This is a genomic window from Mucilaginibacter sp. Mucisp73, from assembly GCF_059491465.1.
The window spans coordinates 2446799-2473414 of sequence record NZ_CP168507.1; the positions used below are offsets into that span (position 1 = coordinate 2446799).

At 43.0% G+C, this 26616-nt stretch carries 28 protein-coding genes and 1 tRNA gene; 9 read left to right on the forward strand and 20 right to left on the reverse strand.

Translation table 11 applies throughout. The annotated features are described in order from the left end of the window. Positions 1–140 precede the first annotated feature (140 nt). Positions 141–653 (forward strand): flavodoxin domain-containing protein, encoded by a 513-nt coding sequence (locus ACEN82_RS10325; protein WP_413322961.1) that lies wholly within the window; start codon positions 141–143, stop codon positions 651–653. A 110-nt stretch (positions 654–763) separates the two neighbouring features. Here ACEN82_RS10325 and ACEN82_RS10330 read toward each other — a convergent pair whose 3' ends face one another. Next, positions 764–1777, reverse strand: a complete 1014-nt coding sequence (locus tag ACEN82_RS10330) for a zinc-dependent alcohol dehydrogenase family protein (protein WP_413322962.1) — start codon at positions 1775–1777, stop codon at positions 764–766. Between the two features lie 357 nt (positions 1778–2134). On the opposite strand from ACEN82_RS10330, the gene ACEN82_RS10335 reads away from it, so the two are divergent. Then, positions 2135–2518, forward strand: coding sequence for a hypothetical protein (locus ACEN82_RS10335; protein WP_413322963.1), 384 nt, complete (start codon positions 2135–2137; stop codon positions 2516–2518). A gap of 110 nt (positions 2519–2628) precedes the next feature. Here ACEN82_RS10335 and ACEN82_RS10340 read toward each other — a convergent pair whose 3' ends face one another. From ACEN82_RS10340 to ACEN82_RS10365, 6 genes are all read right to left on the reverse strand, one after another. Beyond that, positions 2629–3387: an SDR family oxidoreductase gene (locus ACEN82_RS10340; RefSeq protein WP_413322964.1), complete on the reverse strand. Its 759-nt coding sequence runs from the start codon at positions 3385–3387 to the stop codon at positions 2629–2631. A gap of 170 nt (positions 3388–3557) precedes the next feature. Then, positions 3558–4553 (reverse strand): MlaD family protein, encoded by a 996-nt coding sequence (locus tag ACEN82_RS10345; RefSeq protein ID WP_413322965.1) that lies wholly within the window; start codon positions 4551–4553, stop codon positions 3558–3560. Positions 4554–4556: 3 nt separating this feature from the next. Continuing rightward, positions 4557–5306, reverse strand: a complete 750-nt coding sequence (locus ACEN82_RS10350) for an ABC transporter ATP-binding protein (protein ID WP_413322966.1) — start codon at positions 5304–5306, stop codon at positions 4557–4559. A 3-nt stretch (positions 5307–5309) separates the two neighbouring features. Next, positions 5310–6080 carry an MlaE family ABC transporter permease gene (locus ACEN82_RS10355; protein ID WP_413322967.1) on the reverse strand — a complete coding sequence of 257 codons (771 nt, stop codon included), beginning with the start codon at positions 6078–6080 and terminating at the stop codon, positions 5310–5312. A 244-nt stretch (positions 6081–6324) separates the two neighbouring features. Beyond that, positions 6325–8730: a phosphoenolpyruvate synthase gene (gene ppsA / locus ACEN82_RS10360; RefSeq protein WP_495644113.1), complete on the reverse strand. Its 2406-nt coding sequence runs from the start codon at positions 8728–8730 to the stop codon at positions 6325–6327. 69 nt (positions 8731–8799) lie between these two features. Beyond that, complete coding sequence (locus ACEN82_RS10365; protein ID WP_413322969.1) at positions 8800–9231, reverse strand: Hsp20/alpha crystallin family protein; 432 nt, start codon at positions 9229–9231, stop codon at positions 8800–8802. A 143-nt stretch (positions 9232–9374) separates the two neighbouring features. Here ACEN82_RS10365 and ACEN82_RS10370 point away from each other — a divergent pair, with 143 nt between their 5' ends. Then, positions 9375–10814, forward strand: a complete 1440-nt coding sequence (locus tag ACEN82_RS10370; protein WP_413322970.1) for an MBL fold metallo-hydrolase RNA specificity domain-containing protein — start codon at positions 9375–9377, stop codon at positions 10812–10814. A 216-nt stretch (positions 10815–11030) separates the two neighbouring features. After that, positions 11031–11264, forward strand: a complete 234-nt coding sequence (locus tag ACEN82_RS10375) for a hypothetical protein (protein WP_091164184.1) — start codon at positions 11031–11033, stop codon at positions 11262–11264. Positions 11265–11351: 87 nt separating this feature from the next. Here the strand turns inward: ACEN82_RS10375 and ftsH are convergent, their stop codons facing one another. From ftsH to ACEN82_RS10435, 12 genes are all read right to left on the reverse strand, one after another. Continuing rightward, a complete protein-coding gene (ftsH, locus tag ACEN82_RS10380; RefSeq protein WP_413322971.1) occupies positions 11352–13295 on the reverse strand; it encodes an ATP-dependent zinc metalloprotease FtsH in 1944 nt (647 codons plus the stop codon). A gap of 144 nt (positions 13296–13439) precedes the next feature. Continuing rightward, complete coding sequence (istB, locus tag ACEN82_RS10385) at positions 13440–14186, reverse strand: IS21-like element helper ATPase IstB (RefSeq protein ID WP_495644019.1); 747 nt, start codon at positions 14184–14186, stop codon at positions 13440–13442. 20 nt (positions 14187–14206) lie between these two features. Beyond that, a complete protein-coding gene (locus ACEN82_RS10390; RefSeq protein ID WP_495644152.1) occupies positions 14207–14401 on the reverse strand; it encodes a hypothetical protein in 195 nt (64 codons plus the stop codon). Then, positions 14368–14745, reverse strand: a complete 378-nt coding sequence (locus ACEN82_RS10395; RefSeq protein ID WP_495644114.1) for a Mu transposase domain-containing protein — start codon at positions 14743–14745, stop codon at positions 14368–14370. Before ACEN82_RS10395 ends, ACEN82_RS10390 begins: the two co-directional genes overlap by 34 nt. 1 nt (position 14746) lies before the next feature. After that, positions 14747–15733, reverse strand: coding sequence for an IS21 family transposase (istA, locus tag ACEN82_RS10400; protein WP_495644115.1), 987 nt, complete (start codon positions 15731–15733; stop codon positions 14747–14749). A 105-nt stretch (positions 15734–15838) separates the two neighbouring features. Beyond that, complete coding sequence (locus ACEN82_RS10405; protein ID WP_413319758.1) at positions 15839–16678, reverse strand: phage integrase SAM-like domain and Arm DNA-binding domain-containing protein; 840 nt, start codon at positions 16676–16678, stop codon at positions 15839–15841. Positions 16679–16929: 251 nt separating this feature from the next. Then, positions 16930–17016, reverse strand: a tRNA-Ser gene (locus ACEN82_RS10410). 98 nt (positions 17017–17114) lie between these two features. After that, positions 17115–18095: a YihY/virulence factor BrkB family protein gene (locus ACEN82_RS10415; RefSeq protein WP_413319760.1), complete on the reverse strand. Its 981-nt coding sequence runs from the start codon at positions 18093–18095 to the stop codon at positions 17115–17117. 11 nt (positions 18096–18106) lie between these two features. After that, entirely contained in the window at positions 18107–18514 is a 408-nt protein-coding gene (locus ACEN82_RS10420) for an acyl-CoA thioesterase (protein WP_413319762.1), read from the reverse strand. Continuing rightward, positions 18514–19566: an endolytic transglycosylase MltG gene (gene mltG, locus ACEN82_RS10425; protein ID WP_413319764.1), complete on the reverse strand. Its 1053-nt coding sequence runs from the start codon at positions 19564–19566 to the stop codon at positions 18514–18516. Before mltG ends, ACEN82_RS10420 begins: the two co-directional genes overlap by 1 nt. Positions 19567–19594: 28 nt before the next feature. Then, positions 19595–19903: a rhodanese-like domain-containing protein gene (locus ACEN82_RS10430; protein WP_413319766.1), complete on the reverse strand. Its 309-nt coding sequence runs from the start codon at positions 19901–19903 to the stop codon at positions 19595–19597. Beyond that, positions 19881–20675 carry a PASTA domain-containing protein gene (locus tag ACEN82_RS10435; RefSeq protein WP_090525919.1) on the reverse strand — a complete coding sequence of 265 codons (795 nt, stop codon included), beginning with the start codon at positions 20673–20675 and terminating at the stop codon, positions 19881–19883. The genes ACEN82_RS10430 and ACEN82_RS10435 overlap by 23 nt, the downstream gene beginning before the upstream one ends. A 247-nt stretch (positions 20676–20922) precedes the next feature. Here ACEN82_RS10435 and ACEN82_RS10440 point away from each other — a divergent pair, with 247 nt between their 5' ends. The 3 genes from ACEN82_RS10440 (at position 20923) to ACEN82_RS10450 (ending at position 23771) form a co-directional block, all read left to right on the forward strand. Continuing rightward, positions 20923–21912 (forward strand): D-alanine--D-alanine ligase, encoded by a 990-nt coding sequence (locus ACEN82_RS10440; RefSeq protein ID WP_413319767.1) that lies wholly within the window; start codon positions 20923–20925, stop codon positions 21910–21912. Between the two features lie 114 nt (positions 21913–22026). Then, a complete protein-coding gene (locus tag ACEN82_RS10445; protein ID WP_413319769.1) occupies positions 22027–22662 on the forward strand; it encodes an ABC transporter ATP-binding protein in 636 nt (211 codons plus the stop codon). Then, positions 22662–23771 (forward strand): hypothetical protein, encoded by a 1110-nt coding sequence (locus ACEN82_RS10450; RefSeq protein WP_413319771.1) that lies wholly within the window; start codon positions 22662–22664, stop codon positions 23769–23771. The genes ACEN82_RS10445 and ACEN82_RS10450 overlap by 1 nt, the downstream gene beginning before the upstream one ends. Before the next feature lie 4 nt (positions 23772–23775). Here the strand turns inward: ACEN82_RS10450 and prmC are convergent, their stop codons facing one another. Then, positions 23776–24639, reverse strand: coding sequence for a peptide chain release factor N(5)-glutamine methyltransferase (prmC, locus tag ACEN82_RS10455; protein ID WP_413319773.1), 864 nt, complete (start codon positions 24637–24639; stop codon positions 23776–23778). A gap of 33 nt (positions 24640–24672) precedes the next feature. On the opposite strand from prmC, the gene ribD reads away from it, so the two are divergent. Together ribD and ACEN82_RS10465 are read left to right on the forward strand one after the other, a co-directional pair. Beyond that, the gene (gene ribD, locus ACEN82_RS10460) at positions 24673–25728 is read left to right on the forward strand and encodes a bifunctional diaminohydroxyphosphoribosylaminopyrimidine deaminase/5-amino-6-(5-phosphoribosylamino)uracil reductase RibD (protein ID WP_413319775.1); all 1056 of its coding nucleotides are present in this window, start codon (positions 24673–24675) and stop codon (positions 25726–25728) included. Next, positions 25729–26607, forward strand: coding sequence for an EamA family transporter (locus tag ACEN82_RS10465; RefSeq protein ID WP_413319777.1), 879 nt, complete (start codon positions 25729–25731; stop codon positions 26605–26607). Positions 26608–26616: the final 9 nt, after the last annotated feature.

Consider the following 26616-nt stretch of genomic DNA (forward strand, 5'->3'; position numbering starts at 1 on the left):
GCTTGTTGTATCTCGTTTCGGGTTAAGAATCGACTGACGCTATAATCGGCTTTGGTGTAATTGATGGTTTAGGGATGACCATTGTCATTTTTGCATAAGCTCCGGTTCAGTAACTTGTATAACCAAATCAAATTACCGGTATGAATGGAATTATTATTTATCAGGGCAAATATGGTGCAACCAGGCAGTATGCGCATTGGCTTGGAGAAACATTGCAGATGCCGGTATCAAAAGTGGAGAATGTAACACCTGCAGTTTTAGCCCTTTATGATACCATTGTTATAGGCAGTTCAGTTTATATCGGCCGGCTGGTACTACGCGATTGGCTAAAGGAAAATGACATCAGGCTAAAAGACAAAAAGCTTTTCATTTTCATTGTTTGCAGCTTCGCAGTTAATGACATGACGCAACAACTGGAGATAATAAAAAATAATCTTGGTACCAAGATCAAAGATGTTGCCGAAATATTTTTCCTGCCCGGCAGGTGTGTCGTTTCCGGACTGTCGTGGAAAGACCGGCTTATGCTAAAATTGGGCGCCTGGATTGAAAAAGATCCTGAAAAGAAATCGGTGATGCGTAATGGGTTTGATCATCTTGAGCGGAGCAACCTCAAACCTCTCATCGAAAATATTCACCGTATGGCTGATGACTGACTTTTATAGGTTTGTATGCGTAAAGCAATGTTTGTAAAAGGAGGTATTTATCGATAAAAGTAGCTGCTTATCCCAATACGTACACGTATGCCCAGTTAGCGAAATGCTAATTACATATCGTTCATAACCAATACAGCCGCTCCGCTAATTTGGCCTGATCTGAATTGATTTATCGCCTCATTGGCTTCAAATAAGCGGAATACTTTCGTTTGTGTTAATACTTCGATGTTTTTTAGAATAGAAAAGAAATTCAAACCATCCTGACGGGTTAAATTAGCCACCGACTTAACGGACCGTTCGCCCCAGAGCAAGCTATATGGAAATTCGGGTACATTGCTCATATGGATACCACCACAGATTACCTGGCCTCCTTTGTCTACATTTTTTAAAGCTTTGGGAATAAGTTCCCCTGCGGCAGCGAAAATTATAGCCGCATCCAACACTTCGGGTGGTACGTCGGAACTTCCGCCAACCCAGTGTGCACCCATGGTCTTTGCAAATCGTTGCGCACGCTCGTCCCCATCTCTGGTGAACGCGAATACTTGTTTACCCTGCGCTATAGCTACCTGGATCAAGATATGAGCAGCAGCGCCAAATCCATAGAAACCAACTTTTTTGGCCGATGGAGCGATCATGCTATAGGAACGAAACCCGATCAAACCTGCACAGAGCAGGGGCGCTGAAGCCGGCTGATTATATCGTTTGTCTAATATAAAACAAAAACGTGCGTCGGCCACCGTATATTCGGAATAACCGCCATCAATGGTGTATCCCGTAAATAAAGGGGCATCACAAAGATTCTCCATGCCCAACAGGCAAAATGTACAACGCCCACAGGTATGACCGAGCCATGGAACACCCACTAACTGACCAGAAGAAAGTTCAGTTACTGTACTGCCCGTTTTAACGATGGTTCCTATAATTTCGTGGCCGGGTATCAGCGGAAGCTTTGGTTTATCCAGTTCGCCATCTAATATATGCAGGTCGGTACGACAGATACCACAGGCAATTATTTTGATCAGCACCTGATAGTCAGAAGGCTGAGGAATGGGAACCTGGCGATATACCAGTGGCCCGCCGGCTTTTTCAAGCACCATTGCCTGCATGTTACCAGTGTGTTTCATATTAATCTTTTATTACTTTACAATAATCTTACTATCCTGTTTCAGAAAGTTACCTGTTCATTAACATACCATTTGAGAGTAACCGATATATCGCAGATCTCCGGCTCTGTTGCCAGTAGGTGGTTAGAGAAAAACATTTCCTCCGGCGAGGCATAGCTATGTGTTACATTGCCGGCGCGCCAACGACTATAAAAATAGATTTTCGGCAAGTAAAAAAAGATGATATTATCAGCCTTTGAAAATGATATTAGTCACTTGCCTTAAAATCAGCGACAATCAGTAATAACATGACCAATATCATTATCCTGGTTGCCGGATGTCATTCATCCGGAATAACGCGCATTGTAACCTTGTGTTATGAAAAATCAAATCAACATCAAACACATTAAGAACCTTAACAACGATGTGTTAAGGGGCATCGCGTTCTACACACAGGAGTTGGCTATTTTACAGGAAAGGTTACAGGAGGTTGCCGGCGACAATACGGCCCGCGAAGTACAGGAACAAATAGAACATTTTCAGAATCAGTTCATAATTCATGAAAAATGCCTCACGGAGCTAAAACAAGACGTTCACCGTAATGACCTTGACATAAAAGCAGATCTTTTGCTTTCCGGTACTATGGTTTCTGAAAGTATAGCTGCCGAACATTCAAGAGTTCATGAGCGCTATCTTAACGAAGAAAAAATATTCAACGATTTGCGCCACGAGTTTAACCGGTTTTCCGCGGAGTGTTTGTGATTTATTTAAGGGATAGTGACTCCTGGGGTATGTTTCCTGTTGCTGCCACTGTAAACCGGTGGCAGCAATTAAACCAGAAAAACAAGTCCGAATTGCTTCTTGAACGAAGCTTAATATGCTGTCCAGCCTCCATCCGCAGTTAGCACAGAGCCATTAATAAAGCTTGATTTTACCGAAGCCAGAAAAAGGGCAACTTCAGCAATTGCTTCGGGAGCTGCAGCACCTGGTGCATTGCCTGTTCCGGCGTTCATCCTTTCAAAACCAAATGGATTGGGTTCCATGCCAAAAACGATATTGGTATTCACTCCCCCCGGTGCTATAGCATTGCAGCGGATATTTTTATCCGCATATTGATATCCTATGTTTTTAGTTAAACCGATTATTGCATGCTTAGATGCTGTATAAGCGGTACCGGCCCGGCCTCCCTGGAAGCCGCTGATGGATGCAATATTAATAACTGTACCAGAGCCACTTTCCAGGAAAAGAGGTATAGCTTCACGGCAGGCAAAAAAACAACCGTTCAGGTTTGTTCCTATTACTTTCTCCCATAATTCGTCTGTTACATCGGTCACCGGGGTAAAATTGTCCATAACGCCGGCATTATTTACCAAAATATCAAGTGTGCCGAAAGTGTTGTGAACATACTTCATCACCAATTGCACATCGCCTTTTACGGAGATATCTGCAGCGATACAGGCTACCATACCGCCATTTGCGCGAATTTCAGCCGCGACGGCTTCAATATTTGATTGATGGATATCGGTAAGCATAACTTTTGCGCCCTGTTCGGCGAAAAGCTTTGCAATGGCTTTTCCAATCCCTGATCCGGCCCCGGTTACAAGGGCCACTTTTTGTGATAGTTGTTTCATAATTGGTTTAACTTACATATACAAAAATCACTCGTAAACAACATGTAGAGAATGATTCCGGTCATTAAAAAATGTGATTAGAGGCGAAAGACAAAATTTAAACATGTTAATAGTCATTTGCCACTATGTGCTATTTATGAATTTGCATATTAAATATATTGCCCAAATGCTTATTGAGATTGTACAGCCTGTTGTTTTCTTTGCGCTTTTTCCTGGCTTTTGAAATAGCCCCTAAAAAGGAAATTGTGTTTGAGCGCTTCCATGTTTTTATTGAATCCATCTGTGCCCTGGCGCAGGTTATATATAGTTGCCCTCAAGTCTTTGGCAAATGCTGAATCTTTTAAAATCATTGGCAGCGAGCCATTCCCGTTGTTCAAATGGCCGTTTACGGTACGCGCCAGGTTATTCAGCTGCCAGGTTAACGAATCGGCGTTATCGCTTGCTTTCCTGATACTCGAAATAGCCGCCTGTAGGTTGCCGGCAGCTATGGTGTCCCTGAGCAAGACCCCCGCCGCTCCTTTTCCATTTTTTATCCCTACAATCAGATCATCTATGCCATTGGTAATTTTGATGGCATTTGCGCTCGCTTTGTTTAAATTTTGCAAAGAGGCAAGTAAGTTGCCGGAGACATTTTTATCGTTCAGCAGGGCCATGAATGTGCTGCCGTTAACCTTCAGGACAGTACCCTTTAACGCTTCTGAGATAACTGCAACGTTATTATTGGTTTTGGACAAGGTCTGCAACATTTCATCGGTACTGATTTTTTTTTGCGCTATAAGAAGATCATCTTCAGTAATTTGTGGGCTTGGTAAGTTTGAAGGAGCTATGTTTACTATTTTATTGCCCATCAGCCCTTCTGTGCCAATTGAAGCAACCGCATTTTTATGAATATAGGATGTGAACTTGTTGTCGATTGATAATGTTACCTCAATTGTAGTATCATTGATCATGTTGATCTTTTTTACCGTACCAGATTGAATTCCGGAGAACTGTACGTTATTGCCAACGGTGAGGCCATTGAGGTTAGAAAACCTCACCCGTATGTTGAAATCGCTACCAAACAGGTTATGATTTTTGCCGATAAGATAGAAGGCAAGTATTAACACAAATAGGCCTGATAGTACGAATGCGCCAAGTTTTATATTGCCTGCTGTTTGGTTTGCCATAATTTATTCGAAAAATTGATGAATATTTGGATCTGTCGAATGTTCGAAATCGGTGTATGCACCTTGTGCATAACAACGACCGTCCAGCAGCAGAGCCACCCGGTCGGCGGTGTTTTTTACACAGTTCATGTCGTGTGTTATGATAATGGATGATGTATGGTATTTATCCTGCAGTTTCAAAATTAATTTATCGATTTCCCGGGCTGTAACCGGATCGAGCCCTGTTGTTGGTTCATCATATAATATCACTTCCGGTTTAAGGATCATGGTCCTGGCGAGAGCAACACGTTTTAGCATGCCTCCGGATAATTCTTCCGGCATCAGATCAACAGTATGCGCCAGCCCTACGTTTTCCAAAGCCTCCATAACCAGGGCTTCCACCTCGTTCTGCGAAGCAGCAATCCAGTGACGGCGTAAAGGAAATTCCAGGTTCTCACGAACGGTCATGGAATCGTACAATGCGTTGCCCTGGAAAAGAAAGCCAATGCGGGCGCGGACCTGATCGAGTACTTCATGAGACATATCAGGGACATTTTGACCAAAAACTTTGATGTTTCCGCTATCAGGTTTCAACAAACCGATAATGCATTTGATCAGTACTGACTTGCCGGATCCGGATTTGCCAAGCACTACCACATTCTCTTCTTTTTTGACTGATAATGCAAAGTCTTGCAGCACGGTATGATCGCCGAAATGCTTACAAAGTTTCTCTATCACAATCACGTTGTTTTCGGTGGCTGTTTGTGTTTTCATGCTTTAATTTAATCCAAGCAGATCCGTGAGTTGCACAGCCAGCAAGTCGATGAAAAAGATTACTACAGATGATAATACAACCGCTGAGTTAGCCGAACTTCCAACACCCCTGGTACCTTTGCTTGATGTGTAACCTTTATAACAACCAACGATTCCAACAGCAAAACCAAAGAAAAATGTTTTAAAAAATGCAGGAAGTACGTCGCCGAAACTGAGAGTTCTAAACACCTGAATAAAAAAAAGATAAAAGCTGGTGGCCGACCTGATATTAACGCCTATGTATGCTCCGAACAAGGCGATAGCGTCGCCCAGAACAGTGAGCACGGGTAGCATTAATGTAGTTGCCACGGTACGCGTAGCGACAAGGTACTTGAATGGATTGGTTCCGCTTACCTCCATCGCGTCAATTTGCTCTGTGACCTTCATGGAACCAAGTTCGGCTCCTATACTGCTGGCTATTTTACCTGCAAATATCAGCGCTGTTATAACCGGACCTATCTCCCTAACTATGGCAATGCCTACCATCACCGGAAGTTGAGATTCAACACCATAGGCAACTAGGGATGGCCGCAGCTGCATGGTAAGAACAAGGCCCATAATAAAACCTGTGAGGCCGATAAGCGGCAACGATTTATATCCAATTATATAGCATTGGTTTAATAATTCGCGGACCTCAAAGCGCGGTTTAATTCCGGTAGAGAAAAACTGGCCGGCAAATCCTGCGATATCCCCAGTGTCATTCAAAAAGGCTTTGATATTTTTAGTGAAAGCCATCGTTATATCTGTTTAACTTGATTTGAAAAAATGATCTACGGTAAAATTAATATAGGCCCGAAGAAAAATTTGTGATATCAGACAGCATTTTTTTTGATATCTATACCACTGATAAGTGACGCAAATCATTTTTAAGCCCGACGGAACAACTGGTTAACCAGGATATAAAAGATGGTTTTAACAGGTGTGTCATAGGCAGAAACCGGTTTGTGTTTATCCAAGAGATAGCTCATGGTTCCCTTTCTTATACCGCACTTGGTTGAGACTTGCTCTTGCAGGATTTCAAGGCATCATTAATATTTTCGATACCTTTAATCAATGCGTCCGCGTTAAAAGCTATGCTGTCGATGCCGGTTTCAACCAGTAGCCTGGTGAACGTTTCTGAATCACTTGCCGCCTGGCCGCATAGGCCTACTTTTTTTTTCAGTTTATTTGCCTTTTGTATCATCATGACGATCAGTTGTTTGCTCGCGGCGTCCTGTTCGTCAAATAAGCCTGCTATGAGTGCTGAATCCCGGTCAATGCCTAATGTTAATTGTGTAAGGTCATTTGAACCAATTGAGAAACCGTCAAATACTTCCGCGAATTCCTCGGCAAGTAATACATTGCTGGGAATTTCTGCCATAACGAAGATCTCAAGGTCATTCAGGCCCCGTTTAAGCCCGCAGGACGACATCAGATCGATGACTTTTTGCCCCTCTTTAACTGTCCGGCAAAAAGGGATCATCAATTTAATATTATTGAAGCCCATTTCATCACGAACCACTTTCATGGCCTCGCATTCAAGCAGGAAGCCGTCCCGGTAATGATCATCATAATACCTGGAGGCTCCCCTGAAGCCAATCATCGGGTTCTCTTCCTTTGGCTCAAAGTACCTTCCGCCAATGAGGCCGGCATATTCATTGGTTTTAAAATCGCTCATCCTCACGATCACATCTTTCGGGTAAAATGCCGCTGCTATCGTGGCAACCCCCTGTGCAAGTTTATCTACAAAATAAGCTTTCTTATCTGCATAGCCAGCTGTTAGGTGTGCGATTTTTACCCGTTCCTGCTCGTCCAACACCCGGTTAAAGTGTGCGAGTGCCATCGGATGTATCCCAATTTGGTTCGCGATAATAAATTCAATTCGCATCAATCCAACACCTTGGTTGGGAAACATCGATAATTTAAAGGCCTGCCCCGGATCGGCTATGATTAGTTGGGCTTTCGGGTGTGCCGGCAGTTGGGTTTTGCTTACGTCACTGACCGTTTCAGTCCATTCCAGTTTGCCCCTGTAAACCATCCCTGTCTTCCCCTCGGCGCAGCAAATGGTTATCATCTCATCATCCTCAATGTTATAGGTTCCGTTTGTCGTTCCAACTACAGCCACCGCGCCGAGTTCCCGGGCTATAATAGCGGCATGGCTGGTGCGGCCGCCATTATTAGTAACAATTCCCGCTACCTTTTTCAATACGGGGTCCCAATCCGGGCTGGTTGTTTCGGTAACCAGAATTTCGCCTTCTTTAAGCAGATTAGCCTGGTCAGGAGTTTTGAGCACGCGTGCCCTGCCGGCTGTAATGCCATTGCCTATGGCAGCCCCCATGGTTATAACTTCTCCTTTTTCGGCAATTTTGAAACTTTTTACCTGTATCTTTTTTTCTTGATTATGTACAGTTTCGGGACGAGCCTGGATAATATAGAGTTGGTGATCGAACCCGTCCTTAGCCCATTCAAAATCCATAGGCTGACGGTAATGGTCTTCGATGATCAACGCCCAGTTGGCAAGCTTTTCAACTTCCTGATCGCTGAGCACAAATTTTTGCCGGAGTTCCCAGGGCGTATCCTGATTTATTGTTGGATTGGTTGCATCGTCGGTAGTTGCGCAAACCATGGTTTTGTTTTTGCTGCCAAGGTTTTTTTGAATAATGGACCTTAAATTTTTTTTAAGAGTTGGTTTAAACACCAGGAATTCATCAGGCGTAACAGTACCTTGTACGATATTTTCCCCTAATCCCCACACACCCGAAATATGTATAATATCCTTGAACCCACTTTCTGGTTCCAAAGTAAATCCGATACCGGAACACCCCATATCAGATCGCACCATTTTCTGGACTGCAACTGAAAGATAAACTTTCCCATGATCAAAATTTTTATCTTCCCGATATTTAATAGCCCGGTCTGTATAAAGTGATGCAAAGCATTGCTTTATTGCAGTTAATAAAGCACTATGGCCTTTAATATTCAGGAAGGATTCGTGCTGTCCTGCAAAACTCGCCCCTGGCAAATCTTCTGCTGTGGCACTGCTCCGCACGGCCACAGTCGGTTCTGCATTTTCAAAAATATAATCGTAGGCGTCTATGATTGCCATTTGCAGGTCATTCGGCATAACGGCGTCCATGATCAGTTTTCGGGCTCTGGCGCCGCTTATCGTTAAGTTAGAGAAGTTCTGCCGGTCTAAACCGGTCATCAAATCAATAAGCTTTTTTTCGAGCCGGTTGAACCCGATGAAATAACGAAAAGCTGCTACAGTTACAGCGAAGCCGTTTGGCGTATTTATTCCATTGTTGGTTAGTTGATTGTAAATTTCCCCCAATGAAGCTGTTTTTCCACCAACATCGCCAATATCACCTATTGTGATTTCACTAAACTTTCTGATAAAATGTTCCATGTTACTGTTATTAAGCCGGCCGAAGAGCGTCCGGTTGTCAAAATCGCCGGTGTTGCCGGCAGAAAATTTTTAGTCTACTTTAATTTCTTTCTTTGCCGCCTGGTTTCTGCCGCTTTTTTTAAGTTCGATTTCCAAAAGGCCATTGTGATAATTGGCATTCACCCCGTCTTCCTCAACATTGTCTGGCAGCTTAAATGTGCGACGGAAGGAAGCAAAGGAAAATTCTTTACGTGTATAGCTATCAATCGCTTCCTTTTCTTCTTTATTGGTTTCCGCACTGATGATCAGTAAGCCGTCTTCGGTAATGATTTTGAAATCGTTTTTTTTAAAGCCCGGAACAGCGACGTCAAGCTTATAATGATTTTTGGTTTCACGGATATTTACAGCCGGGAGAAATTCTCCGCCGCTGGAAGTTTTATCAAAAAAACGGTCTGGACTCCAAAAATTCTCCATCATTGATTTCCATGATGGAACGCGATGTGATTTTATTAAGGCTGTCATAAATTTGTTTGTTGAATGATTGGTTATCCAAATTTCGCCATGGGAGACACTAAGTATAATGACCACTGTCACGCTTTGGTGTGATTCATGTCAGTTTGGTGGTTTCTATATCGCAATACCTTTATGGTAACAAGTAATAAGCTATGAATGAATCTTTTAATGGCATTGAGTCGGCAATAGAAACCGGGCCTGCAATACAAAATGTTTACCTGCAATCATTAGGTGCAGCAGGTACTGTAACCGGATCCAAGCATCTGCTGCTTACCCCCGAGGGGAACGTTATGATCGATTGCGGCCTGTTTCAAGGGATAAAGGCTTTGCGGGAAAAAAACTGGGAAAGCCTGCCTGTTAACCTGGCTGATATTAGTGCACTGATACTGACCCACGCACACCTCGATCACTGCGGCTATATCCCTTTACTGGTACGGAACGGGTATCGTAACAAGATTTACATGAGCCAGCCGACCAGGGACCTTGTAGAGCTTATTTTGCGTGACTGCGCCAAACTACAGGAAGAAGATGCCCAAAAGGCTAATAAATACGGTTACTCCAGGCATCATCCGGCAAAGGCCCTGTACACCGTGAAAGATGTTGAGGCTGCGTTGCCCCATTTTGAAGTTTGTGAAATACATAAAACAATCAGCCTGGCTAAACAACTAAGTTTTAGTTTGTACCCATGTGGGCACATCGCGGGTGCTTGTTCGGTCAAAATAAGTTGCTTTGAGAAGACAATTGTATTTTCCGGGGATATCGGGCGTGACCAGTCAGAGCTATTACCTGGCCCCGAGCTATTAGGGCAAGCCGATTTTGTAGTCATGGAGTCTACTTACGGCGATCGCCTACACTCTAAAAATGACACTTCACAGGATTTAGCGGGTGCTATTAATGATACTATTTTTAATAAGGGGAATGTACTGATCCCATGTTTTGCAGTTGGCAGGGCCCAGGAAGTGATGCACCTGATCTATCGCTTAAAACAACATAATCTGATTCCGTCATCCATTCCGGTATACCTTGATAGCCCGATGGCCGCAGTTGCCGGAAAGACCCTGGTACACTTTCCCGAATGGTTTACTATTGATGAAAAAGAATGTGCCGACATGTTTAACAGCGTAACTATCAACAAGGATTATAAGAATACCGAAAAGATCATTAAAAGGGCAGGGCCTAAGATCGTTCTTGCGGCAAGTGGAATGCTAACCGGAGGTCGTGTGCTGGAATATTTGAAGCGTTATTTGGGCGATGAGCGTAACACTATACTCCTGATTGGTTTCCAGGCCGAGGGCACACGGGGAAGGGCGTTGCTTAACCATATCCACGAATTGAAAATTCATGGTCAATATTACCCGGTGGTGGCGAAGGTACAGGAGATAGAAGGTTTGTCCGCTCACGCCGATCAGTCCGAATTGATTACCTGGTTAAAGCAGTTTCACAATTCGGTATCCGAGGTTTACCTGGTACATGGCGAACCATGCGCACAAGACACTCTTCGGGTTAAGATCCAGGATGAGTTGAAACTAACAGTAAAGATTATGAAGCCTTACCATAAGGAACTTTTATTCACTTTAAATCAACAGTTGTAATGTGATCCGTGGTACTGCGTAATATCTTGACTTTGAATGCAACAATACTGTTAATCGGTGCCTGGTGCTGTAAATTGACTGTATTGGTTAATTTAATGATAAGCGTCATTTTTCTTTAGCCAGTATTTATCAATATTTGAATACTGGTTACTTTCTAAGCCATTTAAAGCAGGGTTGTTAAATTGCAATGTTACGCGAACTTATTAAGTGCGGATTATGGAAAAGCTCACATTTAATTTTTGTCATCCTGTAAAAGGCCTCCTCAGGCTTTTGAATAAACTTTATCCGGCAGAAATACGCGTAGTACCAATTGATGACCAGCACGGTGGCTTAATTGAAATTTCGGTAACAGGTCTCTGCAGCGGTAAATGGAAGGCAATGCTTGAGTGGGAGCATGATGGCATGAATTATTATTATGAACAAGAATTTGAGATACCCGAAGTAAATTGAGTTTTAAATACCTATAATCCCCAATATAATTCTGGTGAAAATAATTGATTTACCGACAATCAATCCCAAGCTCCTTATAATCACTTATTAAAGTATGGGTAAATGAAAAAAATCGGACCGTGTGCCTAAAATCTTTTCGAGGTCACCTTTATCTATTTCTTCCTTAGTTAACAATAGGGTTGCTAACTGGTCCAATAAAGGCTTCTTTTTGGCAAGAATTCCTTTCGCGTTCTGATAGGCCTGTGCCAGCAATCCTATTATTTCATCGTCAATAATTTTGCTGGTAGATTCGCTGAAGGGTTTTTGTATTGCCAGATCGGTTTGACCGGTTGAATCGTAATAACTGACGTTTCCAAGCTTTTCGGCAAAACCGTAATACATGACCATTGATCTTGCTTCTTTGGTCGCTTTTTCCAAATCATCCAACGCCCCGGACGATATTTCGCCAAAAGTAAGTTCTTCTGCCGCCCTGCCTGCCAGGGTAGCACATAGATGTTCCACGAAAGCAGTTTTGTTACGCAGTTGCCTCTCTTCTGGCAAGTATAATGCCGCGCCTAAAGATTTCCCGCGGGGAATGATCGATACCTTAACCAATGGTTCCACATTTTCCAACAACCAACTCGCAACTGCATGGCCGGCCTCATGATAAGCGATTACTTTCTTTTCGGCCGGCGTAATGATTTTGCTTTTCTTTTCAAGCCCTGCAATTATACGGTAAATGGCTTCTGAAAAATCGGCATTTTGTATACTGTCGGCTTTTCTCCGAGCAGCAATTAACGCTGCCTCATTACAGATATTTGCAATATCTGCGCCTGAAAAGCCCGGCGTTTGGGCCGCCAGCACAGGAATGTCAATGGTATCGGCCATGGTTAACCGCTTGGTGTGCACTTTAAAGATAGCTACTCGTTCCGTTAAATTGGGTAATTCAAGGTAAATATGCCGATCAAATCTTCCTGCCCTAATTAAGGCAGGGTCCAGCATATCAGCCCGGTTGGTTGCCGCCAACACGATAACCCCAGCATTGGTAGCAAAACCATCCATCTCGGTCAATAGCTGGTTTAATGTACTTTCACGTTCGTCATTGACACCGCCTAAATAAGCACCTTTGCCTCTTGAACGCCCGATTGCGTCAATTTCATCAATAAAAATGATACAGGGTGCCTTTTCTTTGGCTTGTTGAAACATATCGCGCACCCGGGAAGCACCAACACCAACAAACATTTCAACAAAGGCAGCTCCGGAGATTGAAAAGAACGGCACCTGCGCTTCGCCGGCCACGGCTTTTGCAAGCATTGTTTTACCTGTTCCAGGTGGGCCTACTAAAATTACACCTTTAGGTATCTTTGCCCCGAGTTTGGTGAATACGTCAGGCGTTTTTAGAAAGTCGACAATTTCACTGACTTCTACCTTGGCTTCTTCCAGCCCGGCAACGTCGGCGAAGGTGACAGTGCTGTTTTGTTTTTCAATCAATGTAGCCCTTGATTTTCCGAAGCTAAAAATCGAAGATCCCCCGGGCGCCCCGGTACCCGCCATACGCCTCATGATGAAATTCCAAATAAGAAACATCAGAATGAAAGGTACAGTCCAACCGAGGATATTAACGAACCAGTTGCTTTTGTTAATGTACTTTACCGAAACCCTTTCACTTAAGGGAAAACCTTGCTCCGCTTTATCGAGATTAAGTTCAAAAGATTCAACTGATCCTATTGTAAAAGTGTAATGTGGCCCGTAGTTCAGGCCCTTGCCAACAACTGGTTTAAATGCGGCTTTGAAAGCGGTATCGCCTGCAAATGAACTTTTGATGTATACGTTAACATGCTCTTTATTGATCACCTCTAACTTTTCAACAGCTTTTCGGCTTAGCATATCTTTTGAAAATTGCTGCCACGTGATCTCTTTGACATTATCTCCAGACAAGAATGGGGAAAGAATCAAATACAGCAAAATGATCACATATACCCAAGCCCAACTGAATGTTGGTTTATATTTTTTTTTAGTGTTTTTATTTGCTGTTGGCATCGCTTTTTTCATAAAATAAAGATGGGTTGAATGTAAGTTATGGAGATGTTGACCACCCTGTTCCGGGCCAAATTGACCACTGGGTTAGCTGACTTTTGAGTTGCAGCAAACGCTGTAAAAGCGTGTACAAAAATAGTTATTTAAAAGGCAATTTCATTAGAGGCTGTTTACCGGTTCGATACTGCGTTTTTTTCTCATAGATTCCCCTTTTAACTCGATGCGGTGTGCATCATGAACGATCCGGTCAAGTATAGCATCAGCAATCGTTTTTTCACCGATCACCTCGAACCATTTACTGACCGGCAACTGTGAGGTAATGATCAGAGAAGTCTTGCCATGCCGGTCCTCTATGATCTCCATTAATGCGGCTCTGCTCTGTGCATCAAAAGGCTGTATCCCAAAGTCATCCAGTATAAGCACTTGTGTTCTTTCCAGCTTAGCCAGCTCCTTGATATAGGAACCGTCCGCCTTTGCCATCTTCAGTTTAGCGAATAGCTTGGGCGTGCTGGTATATAGTACCCGGTAGCCCAATATGCAGGCCTGGTGGCCGATAGCAGAAGCCACATAGCTTTTACCGATACCGGTACTGCCGGTTATCAGTAGGTTCTCAAAGCGATCAATAAACGTACAGTCTGCCAAACGCATGATCTGATTACGGTCGATTGTCCGATCTGCATGGTAATGAACATCCTCTATAGCAGCTTTATAGCGGAACTTGGCATACTGGATGGTACGATCAATACGCCTGTTCTGACGGTCGTCCCACTCGGCTTCTACCAGGTGTGCCAGCAGTTCGTCTGCTGTGTAATCATTTGTTTTACCGGTTTCCATGCTGCTTTTAAAGGCATGGAACATGCCGAAGAACTTCATCTTCCGCAGTTTGTCTAAGGTGCTTGTGTTCATGTTATTGTTGTTTTAAATAGTTATTTGTAATAGTCTTCTCCCCGGATATTGCCATGATCTGGCATCGGCAGCTCATCGGCAAATAAGCTTTCCTCGTAGTTGTCCATCTTGTTTTCCAGTATGGTTTGTATCGTTTTATAGTTATACACACCGTAGCTCAATGCTCGCTGGCAGGCAATGGTCAGCCTTTCGTTCCCGGCTTTTTGCAAAGCCAAGCACCCCATAAGCAAGACTTATAAGCCTGTTCCGGGTGCTGCTTGCGCTCCAGTATTTGAAGGATATACAGCCTTACATCCTCGTGGATGGAGGCTGCCCAATCCAGGAACATATCCGGCGTCCAGTCGCTTTTAAAGCGGTGAGTACTGGCCATGTGCTCCTTATCCGTAGTATAGCCATAGGGGTTTTTATTGCGCTTATGCAGGGCGATGCGCTCATAGTTATAGTACACTTCTACCGTCGTGCGGGAGTATAATAACTTGACCCGCTTGCCAATAAAGCGGTAAGGCACACTGTAATAATGCTTGTCAGGGCCGAGGTTAACATGGCCGTTCTTGATCACCCTACTGCAATTGCTTCTTGAACTGGTAACGCAGGGCGGGTAATGGAGCAAGCGCACTGCGTTCGATCTCCTCAAACTGTAACCTGCGGCTGTAGTTACGGCCTTTGAGCATCTGGGTGTTATGAACTTCAAGGGTCTGCCAGATTGCTGCATTAAGCTCCGTTAAAGAATGATACACCTGTTTGTTTAATGGTGCGTATATCTTGGTATAAATAATCTTTACCGCACCTTCTACCAATGCTTTATCACGAGGGCGGTATGCCCGAGCTGGTAATACAGTCGTTCCGTAATGATCTGCAAAGTCCTCAAATGTTTCGTTCAGGGTGGGTTCGTAGCGGCTGCTTTTGGTTACGGCGGCCTTCAGGTTATCTGGTACAATGGCGGCAGGGACGCCGCCGATAAAGTGCAGGGTGTTCTCGCAGGCCGCAATAAAGTCTTCCTTCTGCTGGCTCATTACAGCCTCAACATAGGTTAACTGGCTTGCGCCCAAAATAGCTACAAAAACCTCTACAGGTGTGATCTCCCCGGTATCCTTATCGGTGATACTCATCTTTTCACCCGCAAAATCGACGTATAGCTTATCCCCAGCCTTATGATCCATGTGCATAGTCGGGTTAACCCTGGCCTTCCACTGGTTATAATAAAAGCAAAACTGGCTGTACAGATAGCCATCAGGAAACTCTTTGTAATAAGCCTCCCATAGTATTTGCCGGTTCATGCCGGTCTTTTTCAGCTCTTTATCCACGTGAGGAAAGCAGCGTAGCATGGACTGCATACGCGCGTTAGGCGGGTGTTCTTTGGACTTTCCGAACAAATCTTCCAGTTCCTGGTCATTCAACGCGTTAACCTCATCAAAGGTAAAGCCGGTTGCTTTAAAGGCTGCTACATACTTTTTTACCGTGTTTCTCGATGCATCGGCCTGGGCAGCGATGGTCATTAATGGCCGCTGCTGGCTGTACATCCTTAGTATCTTTCTGATCTTACTCATGCTGATTGTTAAGTTGGCCATGCTTAGGAAGGTGTCTTTGCCCTCAAAAGATGGTCTCTTTTACAGCATTTGCTACGTGTTTGCGGTGGTCAATTTGCCCCGGAATCAGGTGGTCAGTTTCGCCCGGAATGGGTGGTCAGCTTGCGCCGGATTGGAGTGGTCACGTTCATCAGAATCTCCAGTAAAACAGCTGAATAGAAAAATATCCCTGATCTGTCCCAGGCGTTCTGTACCAAAATCTTTCACAGCCATTCGCTGTAATTCCTCATTATTAAGGAATAACCTGTCAACAACTTTAACTTTCGCTTTGTAGTTTACGAACGGATCATTAACCATCCAGCCACTTGCGATACAAATGCGAACGATCTTCTTGAAATTCTTTAAATATTTTACGGCCGAGTTATTAGCGCATTTCCTTACTGATCGCAGGTAGAAATCATAGCTCACTATGAAGTCATGATCAATTTCCTTAACATCAATGTCATTTACATCGTATTTCCATTTGATGAAATCCTGAGTGTGTTTTAGGGATGTTTTATAACGATCTAAAGTTCCTTTAGCGAAATCAGACCCCACGAGTGCAGCGACTTGATTGTTATGCTCTTTAAAAACGTCAATAATGGTATAGAGCTTTTCCGGCTTACCATTTAATAGGTTTTTTAAGCGGTCAGCAGTGATCGCTACTTTTTGGGCTGTCAGGCTTTCGTGACCCGCATAAACCATCGCCTGCAATGTGTCGAGGTATGCGTTGAATGCCCGGACAAATTCCTTTGTGCCTTTTAAGCGGCCTGCTTTACTGTTCCATTGCGCGGGTTCACAGGTTCTTGATGTGGTAGTTTCCGCCCGTTTTCCGTTTACTGTGATCCGTAAATACACCGGTACGGGGCCTTCATTGTAGTTCTTTGGCTTCTTTAAATAGAAGAGCAAGCTGAAATTAGTTTTCATGTTAAATAACATTAAAAAGGTGAAACAAAACTAAGCTTGCAGCTAATAGAAATCAAGATGTTTAAGCGTTGAACATGTTGATAATCAAAACAATATGTTCAATTCGGTGAGTCGTTAAAATCTCAAAATTACTCACCTTATCGCTCTCCTTTTTGACGCGAATCGATGGCGATTTTGAGCATTTGACATAAAAACAAAAGCCTGCAATCATTTGATTTGCAGGCTTTTAAATAATTTGATATCAAAATCAGCGGAGAGTTAGGGATTCGAACCCCAGGAACCTTTCACAGTTCAACAGTTTTCAAGACTGCCGCAATCGACCACTCTGCCAACTCTCCGGGGACAAAAGTACAAATCCGGGGCGAATTGCCAAATTTGAATTTCACTTTTTTTTATTTAATTAAATAATCTATATAAACTATTGATTAATAATAAGTTAATTTTTTGCCTGGTCGGGTTTTTTTGCCCGAAAAGTGTTAAATCTAGGTTTTACAATACGGATTGTACGCTTGGAAAGCTCTACGGACGCGTTTAATTCGAACCCGATGATCAAAATTAATGAGTTTATATACATCCAGATCATCACAACGATGAGCGTACCTATCGAGCCGTAAACTTTATTGTACGACGAGAAATTGTTGATATAATAGGAAAAACCCAGTGAGGTTAAAACTGCCAGTGCCGTAGCCAGTATGGAGCCAGGGTTAATAAAATTCCATTTCTTTTTATGTGCAGGAGCGTAACGGTATAAACAGCCTATGGTTACAAAAATGATCACCACAATAATCACCCATCTGAACAGCATCACAGGGTAAACCCAAAAATGATTTTCAGACGCCACATGCGATTGAATGAACCTGATAATGGATTGACCCAGGATGAGTATGGAAATGGCCAGTAATAACGCGAAACTTATAGCTACGGTAATTCCTGTGGCTACCAGGCGCCTTTTAAGCCAGCTCCGTTTATCCTCAATTAATGAGGATTTATTAAAGGCTTTCATGAGATTGATAACGCCATTCGTAGCAAAATACAAGGTTGTCAGGAAACCGAAGGAAAGGAGCTTGCCGTTTTGATTACTTACGATATCGAAAAGGGTTTCTCTGAACGCCATATAGGCATTTGTAGGCATTACAGAGGCCAGCACCATCATCAGGTTGCCTTTAAAATGTTTTATGGGCACGTAGGGGATAAGCGTGAACAAAAAAATAGTAGCCGGAAAAACGGCGAGCATAAAGCTATAGGCTAAAGCATAGGCCCGGTTAATAAGCGAGTTATTGGTGATTTCCTTTACAAAAAAATCAATAACGGTGTATAGCGGCAACGGCCTGAAACCCGGAATGATGACAGACTTCGTCCACTCGATGATGTACCTGTAGAACCTAAACCGAAGTAAAAAGCGGTGCAGCCATTTCATTTACACCAAAGCTACTTAAAAAAGGGCATTAATCTGTCGCTAAAATCCTGTGGTGGCAGGCATGGGCGATTGGTTTTCATGTTAATGAATACGAGCAGCGTTTCGCCGGTATTAATAAGTTCGCCTTTTGGATTTGTAAGTTCGTACCTGAAATGGATGCGGATACCTGGCAGTTTATCCATGATCACCCTGATGCTGATCTCCTCGTCATATAAAGCAGGCTTCAGGTATTTGCAATGAAGCTCGAGCACAGGCATCATAATGCCCGATTCTTCCATGCCTTTATAAGTAAGGCCAAGACTGCGAAGCATCTCCACACGGCCTACTTCATAAAATTCGGCATAGTTACCGTAATACATATAGCCCATCTGGTCGGTTTCGCCATAGCGCACCCGTATTTTAGTAGTGTGCTCAAACATTACCTTCGGATGTTACGCTCGTTAAGGGCTCGCTGAAATTTATGCGCGTTCACCAGGTGGTCGGCCACGTTAGTTGCAAATGCATGATAGCCTGAAAAATCGGCTTTAGCACACATGTAAATGTAATCGCTCTTTTGATAATTTAACACTGCTTTCACCGCATTAACCGATGGCATCATGATAGGCCCCGGGGGCAAACCTGTATGCAGGTAAGTATTATATGGCGAGTTATATGAAAGGTAGCGGGTAAGCACGCGTTTTATAGTAAAGTCGTTAAGTGCAAAGATCACGGTAGGGTCGGCCTCCAGTTTCATTCCTTTTTTAAGACGATTAAGGTATAAACCTGCTACGGCGGGCATTTCATCATCATGCAGCGCTTCAGCATCAACTATTGATGCCAGGACAGACACCTCCTGTGGGGTTAAGTTTATCGCGGCAGCCAGTTTTTTACGTTCAGGTGTCCAAAAAGCCTGATAGTGGTCATACATTCGTTTAAAGAACTTTTCCGGGGTAGTATTCCAGTACATTTGGTATGAGTCGGGCATGATCACGGTATATACATTATCAGTAGTAAAACCATATTTACCTACAAAATTCGCCGAATCAAGCAGACGGATAATCACCATTGAATCCGGTTCAATCTTCTTCGAGATAAATCCCGCAAACTGTTCTTTAAGTCTCAATCCGTGAAATTCAACTTTAACAGGTTCTTGTGTGCCTGAGGCCAGCATATTAATGAGCTTGCGGTTCCCCATGCCTTCATGCAGGCGATATTTACCTGGTTTTACACGGGTAATATAATTCATATTACGGGCAGCCCAGCCAAATGAAGCAGTATCTTTCACTATGCCCTCATCTTGTATGGCTTTAAAAACATCGCCAAAAGTTGCGCCGGTGTGAATGTATAAGTACTCCTGTTTATCCGTAACGTTGGGGCCAAAGTATTTGAGGTAATAATTGAAACCTGTAAAGCCTAAAAGCACAACGATAATGATTACCAGCGCTATAATAATTTTTTTCAGCATGCCTGATCCTTGTTTTTCCGCGGTCATGATATTGAATAGATGGTGTTTGTTGTATTTATTTTAATTTTTGAATGGCAACTAATCCGCCACTTAAATTACGCACGTTGTTATAGCCATGCCGCTCCAATATGTTTTGTGCAGTTTCGCTTCTTAAACCAACTTTGCACATAACGATTATCTCATCTGTTTTGTTGTAGGGTAAACTGTTAAGCGTATTCTCCAAATTTGAAAGGGGGATATTATCACCGCCTATATTATAAGTATGGAATTCAATAACCTCGCGCACGTCGAGCAGGTTGAGGCTTTCACCTTTGCTTAAACGCTCAATCAGTTCGGAAGCTTTAATTTGCCGGTGGAGCTGCATCGGTTTTGGTACCTTGTGAAACAGTAAGGTTTATACGCGTGCCAATACTTGTTTTGCTTAACGAATCGGTCTTCATCGGGTATTGCGAAACAACAACCACATTAGTCGAATCGGTAATAGTCCCCTGGTAAGTAATGATCCCAACGGTTAAGCCGGCGCCTTTTATAGCAAATCGGGCGGCATCAAGGTCAAGATTTACGAGTTCGGGTATTTCCACTTCGCTTGCACCCTCACCATCGCCCAAAACCAAATCTATCCTTGAGCCTTTGGGGATCTTGGTACCCGGTTTTATCACTTGTCCGCCAAAACGTACCTCCAGGATCCGGTCGCGGGCAATATCCGAACGGTACGTTGTATCGCCTAGTTTTAAGCCATAATTTGATATGGTAGCTATAGCTTCGCGATAATTGCTTTGTTCGAGATCGGGCAAGGCTACGTTTGGCGCCTGCAGGGTTACCATGGTAAGGTAAATTACCCGGCTTTCTTTAACGTTGGTCCCGGGATCTGGGTCTTGTTCAACGATAGTACCGGGGGCCACGTCCTGTACATACACAGAATCTATTTTATAGCCGAATCCCTGCTCTTTTAAAATATCCATAGCTTTATCAATGGAAAGGCCTTTAAGCTTTGGTACGGGTATGCCCGAACCATGACGGGTATAATAACCAAGGCTAAAAAAAGCTATTAAAACAACGGCTATCACGGTCACAATAGCCATTAATAAGTTATTCCGGAATGATTTTGATTTTAAGTAAGCCCCAAATTTGCTCATCAGTATACGTAAGGGTAAACCTTTTAATTAAGTATCAAACATAGGAATTATTTTGGATATGGGTGTTAGGATGTCGGATTTCGGATGTTCGATTTCGGAATTAATTATTGCAGAATTTTGGGAGTTTTAAACTCAAAATTTAAACTTTAGTATTATTTGCAATGATATTTATTCTAATTTCGACTTCGAAATCAGGTCGCTTTCGTTGCTCCTGGAAATAAATTCGAAATCGAACATCCGAAATAAAATGAGTCTTAAAAACATTGCCCTTTTGGCCGGAGGTTTTACCGGCGAATATGAAGTATCCCTGAACAGCGCAAAAAACATTGCTGCCAACCTTGCATCAAACAGCAATTATAAGGTTTATACCATATTGATTACCCGCGACAGGTGGTTTTTTGAAGCCGATGACGCCACGGTTGATGTAGATAAAAATGATTTCACCATCACCCTAAACCAGGAAAAAATAAAGTTTGATTTTGCTTTTATCACCATTCACGGTACTCCCGGCGAGGATGGCAAGTTACAGGGCTATTTTGATATGCTGGGTATCCCTTATAATACCTGCGACGCCACAACATCGGCCATTACCATGAACAAGGCTTACACTAAAGCTATTGTAAACGGCATTCATGGTTTGCATACCGCACATTCTATGCGTTTATTTGAGCGCGATGTGCATGATGTGGCTACTATAGCGGCCAATTTAAAATTCCCGCTATTTGTTAAACCCAATAATGGCGGCAGCAGTGTAGGCATGAGCAAAGTGCAAAATATTGCTGGTTTACCTGATGCTTTAAACAGAGCCTTTCAGGAAGATGCACAAGTGCTGGTTGAAGAGTTTATCAAAGGCCGGGAGTTTAGCATTGGCATAGCCCGCCTGCACGGCAAAATAAAAGTACTGCCGGCAACCGAGATCATTACCTCGAAAGATTTTTTTGATTATGAGGCCAAATATACCTCAGGTATAACGCAGGAAATAACCCCGGCAGACCTGCCTGCCGAAAAGGTTCAGGAAATTGCCGGGATAGTTACCGAAGTTTATACCCGCCTTAACTGCCGCGGCATGGCAAGGATCGACTTTATTTTATTGGAAGGCAGTAACGATTTTTATTTTATAGAGATCAACACTACACCGGGTCAATCGGCCGCCAGTTTGATTCCGCAGCAGGTAAGGGCAGCCGGTATGGACGTTGGCGAGTTTTACAGTGCGCTGATTGAAGGAGCTTCTTTATAGGATTTCGGAATTGGGATTTTCAGTTTCGGATTTATTTAGATAATTACTTTTAGAGACGCTTTACAGGCGTCTCTTTTTATGTAACAACAGATTCATTTTGTTATCAAATTAACGATGCTGCAATTTCAAAACTTCAAAAAATTATACGGTAGTTACCCCGCTTTAAAAATTGACAGCCTCAAGCTTGAAAGCGGAATTTACTGGATAAAAGGAGTAAACGGGTCGGGTAAAAGTACCTTGCTAAGATCCATTGCCGGTATATTGGCATTTGATGGTGACATCTTGCTTGATGAAAACATCAGTATAAAAAAACAACCGGTAGCTTACCGCAAGCTCGTAAATTTTGCCGAAGCCGAGCCTGTGTTTCCGGATTTTTTAACAGGGTTTGAAATGATAAGGCTGTTTGCTGATGCTAAAGACGCACCGGCCGGACAGGAGGAAGGTTATATTAAAAGCATGGGCATGCAAAGTTTTGTTGACCGCCCGGTTGGTACTTACAGCAGTGGCATGATGAAAAAGCTTTCGCTGTTGCTCGCTTTTTTAGGTAATCCCAAATTGATCCTGCTCGACGAACCTTTGATCACTATTGATACGGCCTCGTTGGCAATATTAAATACCTGGATAAGGGAGCGGCAGGAGCAACAGGGAACCAGTTTTTTATTATCGTCGCACCAAATATTGGAGAATGGCTCACTACCTGTATCGGGCGAGCTTTTAGTAGAAGATCAAACCTTAAAGTTTATCAGCTGATGAAGCCGCTAACTAACGTATTGTTAAAAATATTTGCCGGCGGTTTTTTCCGGGTACATGCGGGAGTCCTGTTGTTTGTGTTTTTAGCGATGGTTGGCATTGTACCACCTCAATACTTAATAGGTTATCACAAATCGCTGATGTTAGCCATGGACAGTAGTTGGGTTGTGACGATCCTGGTGTTTACAGGCTGGTTTATTTATGCCGTTAAAAGCTGGCATTATGTATCCGGACAAATCTTCGCTTCAGGACAGCATTTTTTATTTTATAGCAGCAATGCCCTGAGCAAAGGGAAACAATTAAAAAGCTGGTTTTGGGCACAGGCCGCTATGCTATTACCGATAATTTTATACGCGTTTATTGCCGTTGGTGTGGGCTTTGCCTATCATTATTATTTATTGCCTGTTTGCATTTTACTGTATCTAATTGCCTTAATTTATTTAAGCGCCGTTATTTATACAAGACAAGTTAATAGACGTATTGATGACAGTAGCCGATCCATATTATTGAGGTTAAGCAGCAAATGGCGCAAACCTTATTTCAGCCTTTACATTTACCACCTGTTTGATAAGCGTAAGGTTTCTTACCTGATTACCAAGGCACTTTCCTGGCTTATCATCACCGCGGTATTTTACATATTTGCTGATGTTAAAACTGATTTTCGGGTTGCAGGTATCGCCATCCTCGCGGTGATCACCACACATATTGTTTTAATATTTGAAGAGAGGAAGTTTGAAGAGAACGATCTTGGGTTCTCCCGCAATTTGCCATACAGCAGGCCGAAACTCTTCCTGAACTTTATTAGTGTGTATTTCTTTTTGCTAATTCCAGAAGGTATCTGGCTCTTCAGCAGGTTTAACCCTTTAATGGCTGCAGAGTTGTTGTTTGTAGCATTAAGTACTGCAATGCTGTTTCATTGCTTGCTTTACTGGTTTGGCCTTAATATGGATAAGTACCTGCAATGGATCCTGGGGTTATTTATTGTATTGTTCTGGATCATTATGTTCAAGCTGCTTTGGGTGTTGGTTCCTTTAAACTTTGGTATTGCTTACTGGCTGTTTTACAGTAATTATTACAAGTTTGAGGGCGTGGTAAGCGATAAGTTGTAACCTTTTAAAGCTGCGCTTTCACCATCCTGTTCCTGCCGCTCATATCTTTTCTTAACTCAATGTTTTTAAATCCTTTACCAGTTAATAGCTCAACAGTTTCATTGCCTAAATTTTCATTGATCTCGAAGAAAAGCAAGCCGCCGGCAATCAAATTACTAAGTGAAAAATCGGCTATGGCCCGGTAAAATATCAGCGGATCATGTTGGGGTACAAACAAAGCAGTATGTGGCTCAAAATCTGTAACATTACTATGCATCTGCTTTTTATCATCAAGCGTAACGTAAGGAGGGTTGCTTACAATGATATTATATTGAGCCTCTTCTTTATCATGCTCAATATTCAAAATATCAGCCAGAATAAAATTAACCTCAACTTCATTTAATAAAGCATTTTCCTTAGCGGTTTCCAAAGCTCCTTCGGATATATCTATCGCATAAACATCCGCATTTGCCAAATTCTTTTTCAGGCTGATGGCGATACACCCACTACCGGTACCTATGTCCAGCACAGAAAACCTTTCACCTTTTGCCTTTAACCTTTCGCCTTCTAAAATCCATTCCACCAGTTCCTCAGTTTCCGGGCGCGGGATCAGCACATATGGGTTTACTTTAAATGGCAAGCCAAAAAACTCGGTGATACCAAAAATGTATTGAATGGGTCTGCCTGTTTTTAGTTCGGCAAGGATATTTTTCGCCCGTTCCGACTGTTCAGCAGTTAACGCTCTTTCGGGGAATGCCTTAACAGATGCCCTTGATAAACCGGTAACTTCGGCAATAACAAACAGCGTAATAGCTTCGGTTTCAACAGCATCATAAATGCCATTTATCTGCTGCCTGTAATCTTCAAAAACATCCTTAATCGTAATCATGCAACAAAGTAACATAAAAGCTACTTTTGCAGCATGCTTGAACATGAAAAATACATGCGCCGTTGTTTGGAGCTTGCTCAATTGGGTGCAGGATACGTTAGCCCGAACCCTATGGTTGGCGCGGTAGTAGTTCACGATGGCAAAATAATAGGAGAGGGCTATCATCAGAAATACGGCCAGGCCCATGCCGAAGTTAACGCTATTGAACAGGTTACGCAAAGGTTTGATAACTATGCCCAACTGCTGAAAAACTCGATTATATATGTTTCATTAGAGCCTTGTGCGCATTATGGTAAAACGCCGCCCTGCGCCGATCTGATCATCAAACATCAAATCCCTGAAGTGATTGTTGGTTGCCGCGACCCATTTGCCCAGGTCGACGGAAAAGGTATTGAAAAATTGCAGGCTGCCGGCATTCAAGTAATAACCGGCGTATTAGAACAGGAATGTCAATGGCTTAATCGTCGCTTTTTTACCAAGGTACAAAAGCACAGGCCATATATTATATTAAAGTGGGCACAAACACAGGATGGCTTTTTTGCTCCGGCAGATGGCAGCCAGTTCTGGATCACCGGCCCCGAATCACGCAAGCTGGTGCACAAGTGGCGTAGTGAAGAAGATGCTATACTGGCAGGCAAAAACACGGTACTAAGTGATAACCCGCAATTAAATACCCGTTACTGGGATGGCCCATCACCCAAACGTGTGGTGATAGATCGAAGGCTGGAACTAAATAAAGGGTTGAATGTATTTGATCAGTCGGCCGAAACGTTAATATTTAACGAGCTTAAGTTTGATGTTGACGGCAAAAACAGGTATATAGCACTGGAAGATTTTGAGCGCTTTGTGCCTCAATATATTTTATACCAGTTATACCTGCAGGATATCCAATCGGTTATTATTGAAGGCGGCGCGCGTACACTTGATGCTTTTATTGAGGCTGGCCTTTGGGATGAGGCACGGATATTTACCGGTGATAAAATTTTGAACAAGGGCATAAAAGCACCGCAAATAACAGGTATACTTGCCGATGAATATCCTGTAGGCGCCGATCGCCTTCAATTGTTATACAATAAGCCGATTATATAAATGCTGTTCGTTTTTTTAAGTATTTGCTGTAGTGTTATCGTTTCCATTTTGCTGAAACTGGCAAAACGCTACCATGTGGACGTTTACCAGGCCATTACCTGGAATTACTCTATGGCTATTCTGCTCACCTGGTTCTTTTTTAAACCACAGCTGAGCATTATCCAAAACGGGCCTGTTTATAATTACGTGGCCCTGGGCATCCTGTTTCCCGCTATATTTGTAATCATGGCAACGTCGGTGCGCAAGGCCGGTATTGTTCGTACAGACGTAGCGCAACGCTTATCCCTGTTTATCCCCATACTGGCAGCATTTGTTTTATTTGGCGAAGCCACCGGCACAATTAAAGCAATTGGCATTATACTGGCCTTCATTGCTATCATTTGCTCTATACCCTGGCAAAAATCTGCCGGTAATAAAGTTGAAAAGGGATCATGGATTTACCTGTTAATTGTTTTCCTCGGTTTTGGCGTAATTGATGTATTGCTAAAACAGCTTACCAAGGTAAATAATGTGCCTTTTACCACAGCCATTTTTGTCATCTTTATTATTGCGTTTATATTAACCCTTGCTGGTTTGATTTACCAGGTATCCACAAAAAAAATGAGATTTTCATTGCCGCATATCCTCATAGGCTGGGTATTAGGGATAGCCAACTTTGGCAATATCCTGTTTTACTTAAAGGCGCACCAGGCCCTGGCGAACAGCCCTTCGGCAGTGTTTTCGTCGGTAAATATTGGCGTTATTGTGGTTGGTACGCTGGTTGGCATCTTTGTATTTAAAGAGAAGCTGAGCCTGCTTAATAAAATCGGCATAGCTATAGCGGTGCTGGCTATTATCATTATTTATTTTCCGCAAACATTGGGCTTCCTGCACCTGTAATATTTTTGA

Excerpts from the sequence above, each read along its gene's own strand:
- ACEN82_RS10325 (WP_413322961.1), top strand. The coding sequence starts at position 141 with ATGAATGGAATTATTATTTATCAGGGCAAATATGGTGCAACCAGGCAG.
- ACEN82_RS10330 (WP_413322962.1), bottom strand. The coding sequence starts at position 1,777 with ATGAAACACACTGGTAACATGCAGGCAATGGTGCTTGAAAAAGCCGGC.
- ACEN82_RS10335 (WP_413322963.1), top strand. The coding sequence starts at position 2,135 with ATGAAAAATCAAATCAACATCAAACACATTAAGAACCTTAACAACGAT.
- ACEN82_RS10340 (WP_413322964.1), bottom strand. The coding sequence starts at position 3,387 with ATGAAACAACTATCACAAAAAGTGGCCCTTGTAACCGGGGCCGGATCA.
- ACEN82_RS10345 (WP_413322965.1), bottom strand. The coding sequence starts at position 4,553 with ATGGCAAACCAAACAGCAGGCAATATAAAACTTGGCGCATTCGTACTA.
- ACEN82_RS10350 (WP_413322966.1), bottom strand. The coding sequence starts at position 5,306 with ATGAAAACACAAACAGCCACCGAAAACAACGTGATTGTGATAGAGAAA.
- ACEN82_RS10355 (WP_413322967.1), bottom strand. The coding sequence starts at position 6,080 with ATGGCTTTCACTAAAAATATCAAAGCCTTTTTGAATGACACTGGGGAT.
- ppsA (WP_495644113.1), bottom strand. The coding sequence starts at position 8,730 with ATGGAACATTTTATCAGAAAGTTTAGTGAAATCACAATAGGTGATATT.
- ACEN82_RS10365 (WP_413322969.1), bottom strand. The coding sequence starts at position 9,231 with ATGACAGCCTTAATAAAATCACATCGCGTTCCATCATGGAAATCAATG.
- ACEN82_RS10370 (WP_413322970.1), top strand. The coding sequence starts at position 9,375 with ATGAATGAATCTTTTAATGGCATTGAGTCGGCAATAGAAACCGGGCCT.
- ACEN82_RS10375 (WP_091164184.1), top strand. The coding sequence starts at position 11,031 with ATGGAAAAGCTCACATTTAATTTTTGTCATCCTGTAAAAGGCCTCCTC.
- ftsH (WP_413322971.1), bottom strand. The coding sequence starts at position 13,295 with ATGAAAAAAGCGATGCCAACAGCAAATAAAAACACTAAAAAAAAATAT.
- istB (WP_495644019.1), bottom strand. The coding sequence starts at position 14,186 with ATGAACACAAGCACCTTAGACAAACTGCGGAAGATGAAGTTCTTCGGC.
- istA (WP_495644115.1), bottom strand. The coding sequence starts at position 15,733 with ATGAGTAAGATCAGAAAGATACTAAGGATGTACAGCCAGCAGCGGCCA.
- ACEN82_RS10405 (WP_413319758.1), bottom strand. The coding sequence starts at position 16,678 with ATGAAAACTAATTTCAGCTTGCTCTTCTATTTAAAGAAGCCAAAGAAC.
- ACEN82_RS10415 (WP_413319760.1), bottom strand. The coding sequence starts at position 18,095 with ATGAAATGGCTGCACCGCTTTTTACTTCGGTTTAGGTTCTACAGGTAC.
- ACEN82_RS10420 (WP_413319762.1), bottom strand. The coding sequence starts at position 18,514 with ATGTTTGAGCACACTACTAAAATACGGGTGCGCTATGGCGAAACCGAC.
- mltG (WP_413319764.1), bottom strand. The coding sequence starts at position 19,566 with ATGACCGCGGAAAAACAAGGATCAGGCATGCTGAAAAAAATTATTATA.
- ACEN82_RS10430 (WP_413319766.1), bottom strand. The coding sequence starts at position 19,903 with ATGCAGCTCCACCGGCAAATTAAAGCTTCCGAACTGATTGAGCGTTTA.
- ACEN82_RS10435 (WP_090525919.1), bottom strand. The coding sequence starts at position 20,675 with ATGAGCAAATTTGGGGCTTACTTAAAATCAAAATCATTCCGGAATAAC.
- ACEN82_RS10440 (WP_413319767.1), top strand. The coding sequence starts at position 20,923 with ATGAGTCTTAAAAACATTGCCCTTTTGGCCGGAGGTTTTACCGGCGAA.
- ACEN82_RS10445 (WP_413319769.1), top strand. The coding sequence starts at position 22,027 with ATGCTGCAATTTCAAAACTTCAAAAAATTATACGGTAGTTACCCCGCT.
- ACEN82_RS10450 (WP_413319771.1), top strand. The coding sequence starts at position 22,662 with ATGAAGCCGCTAACTAACGTATTGTTAAAAATATTTGCCGGCGGTTTT.
- prmC (WP_413319773.1), bottom strand. The coding sequence starts at position 24,639 with ATGATTACGATTAAGGATGTTTTTGAAGATTACAGGCAGCAGATAAAT.
- ribD (WP_413319775.1), top strand. The coding sequence starts at position 24,673 with ATGCTTGAACATGAAAAATACATGCGCCGTTGTTTGGAGCTTGCTCAA.
- ACEN82_RS10465 (WP_413319777.1), top strand. The coding sequence starts at position 25,729 with ATGCTGTTCGTTTTTTTAAGTATTTGCTGTAGTGTTATCGTTTCCATT.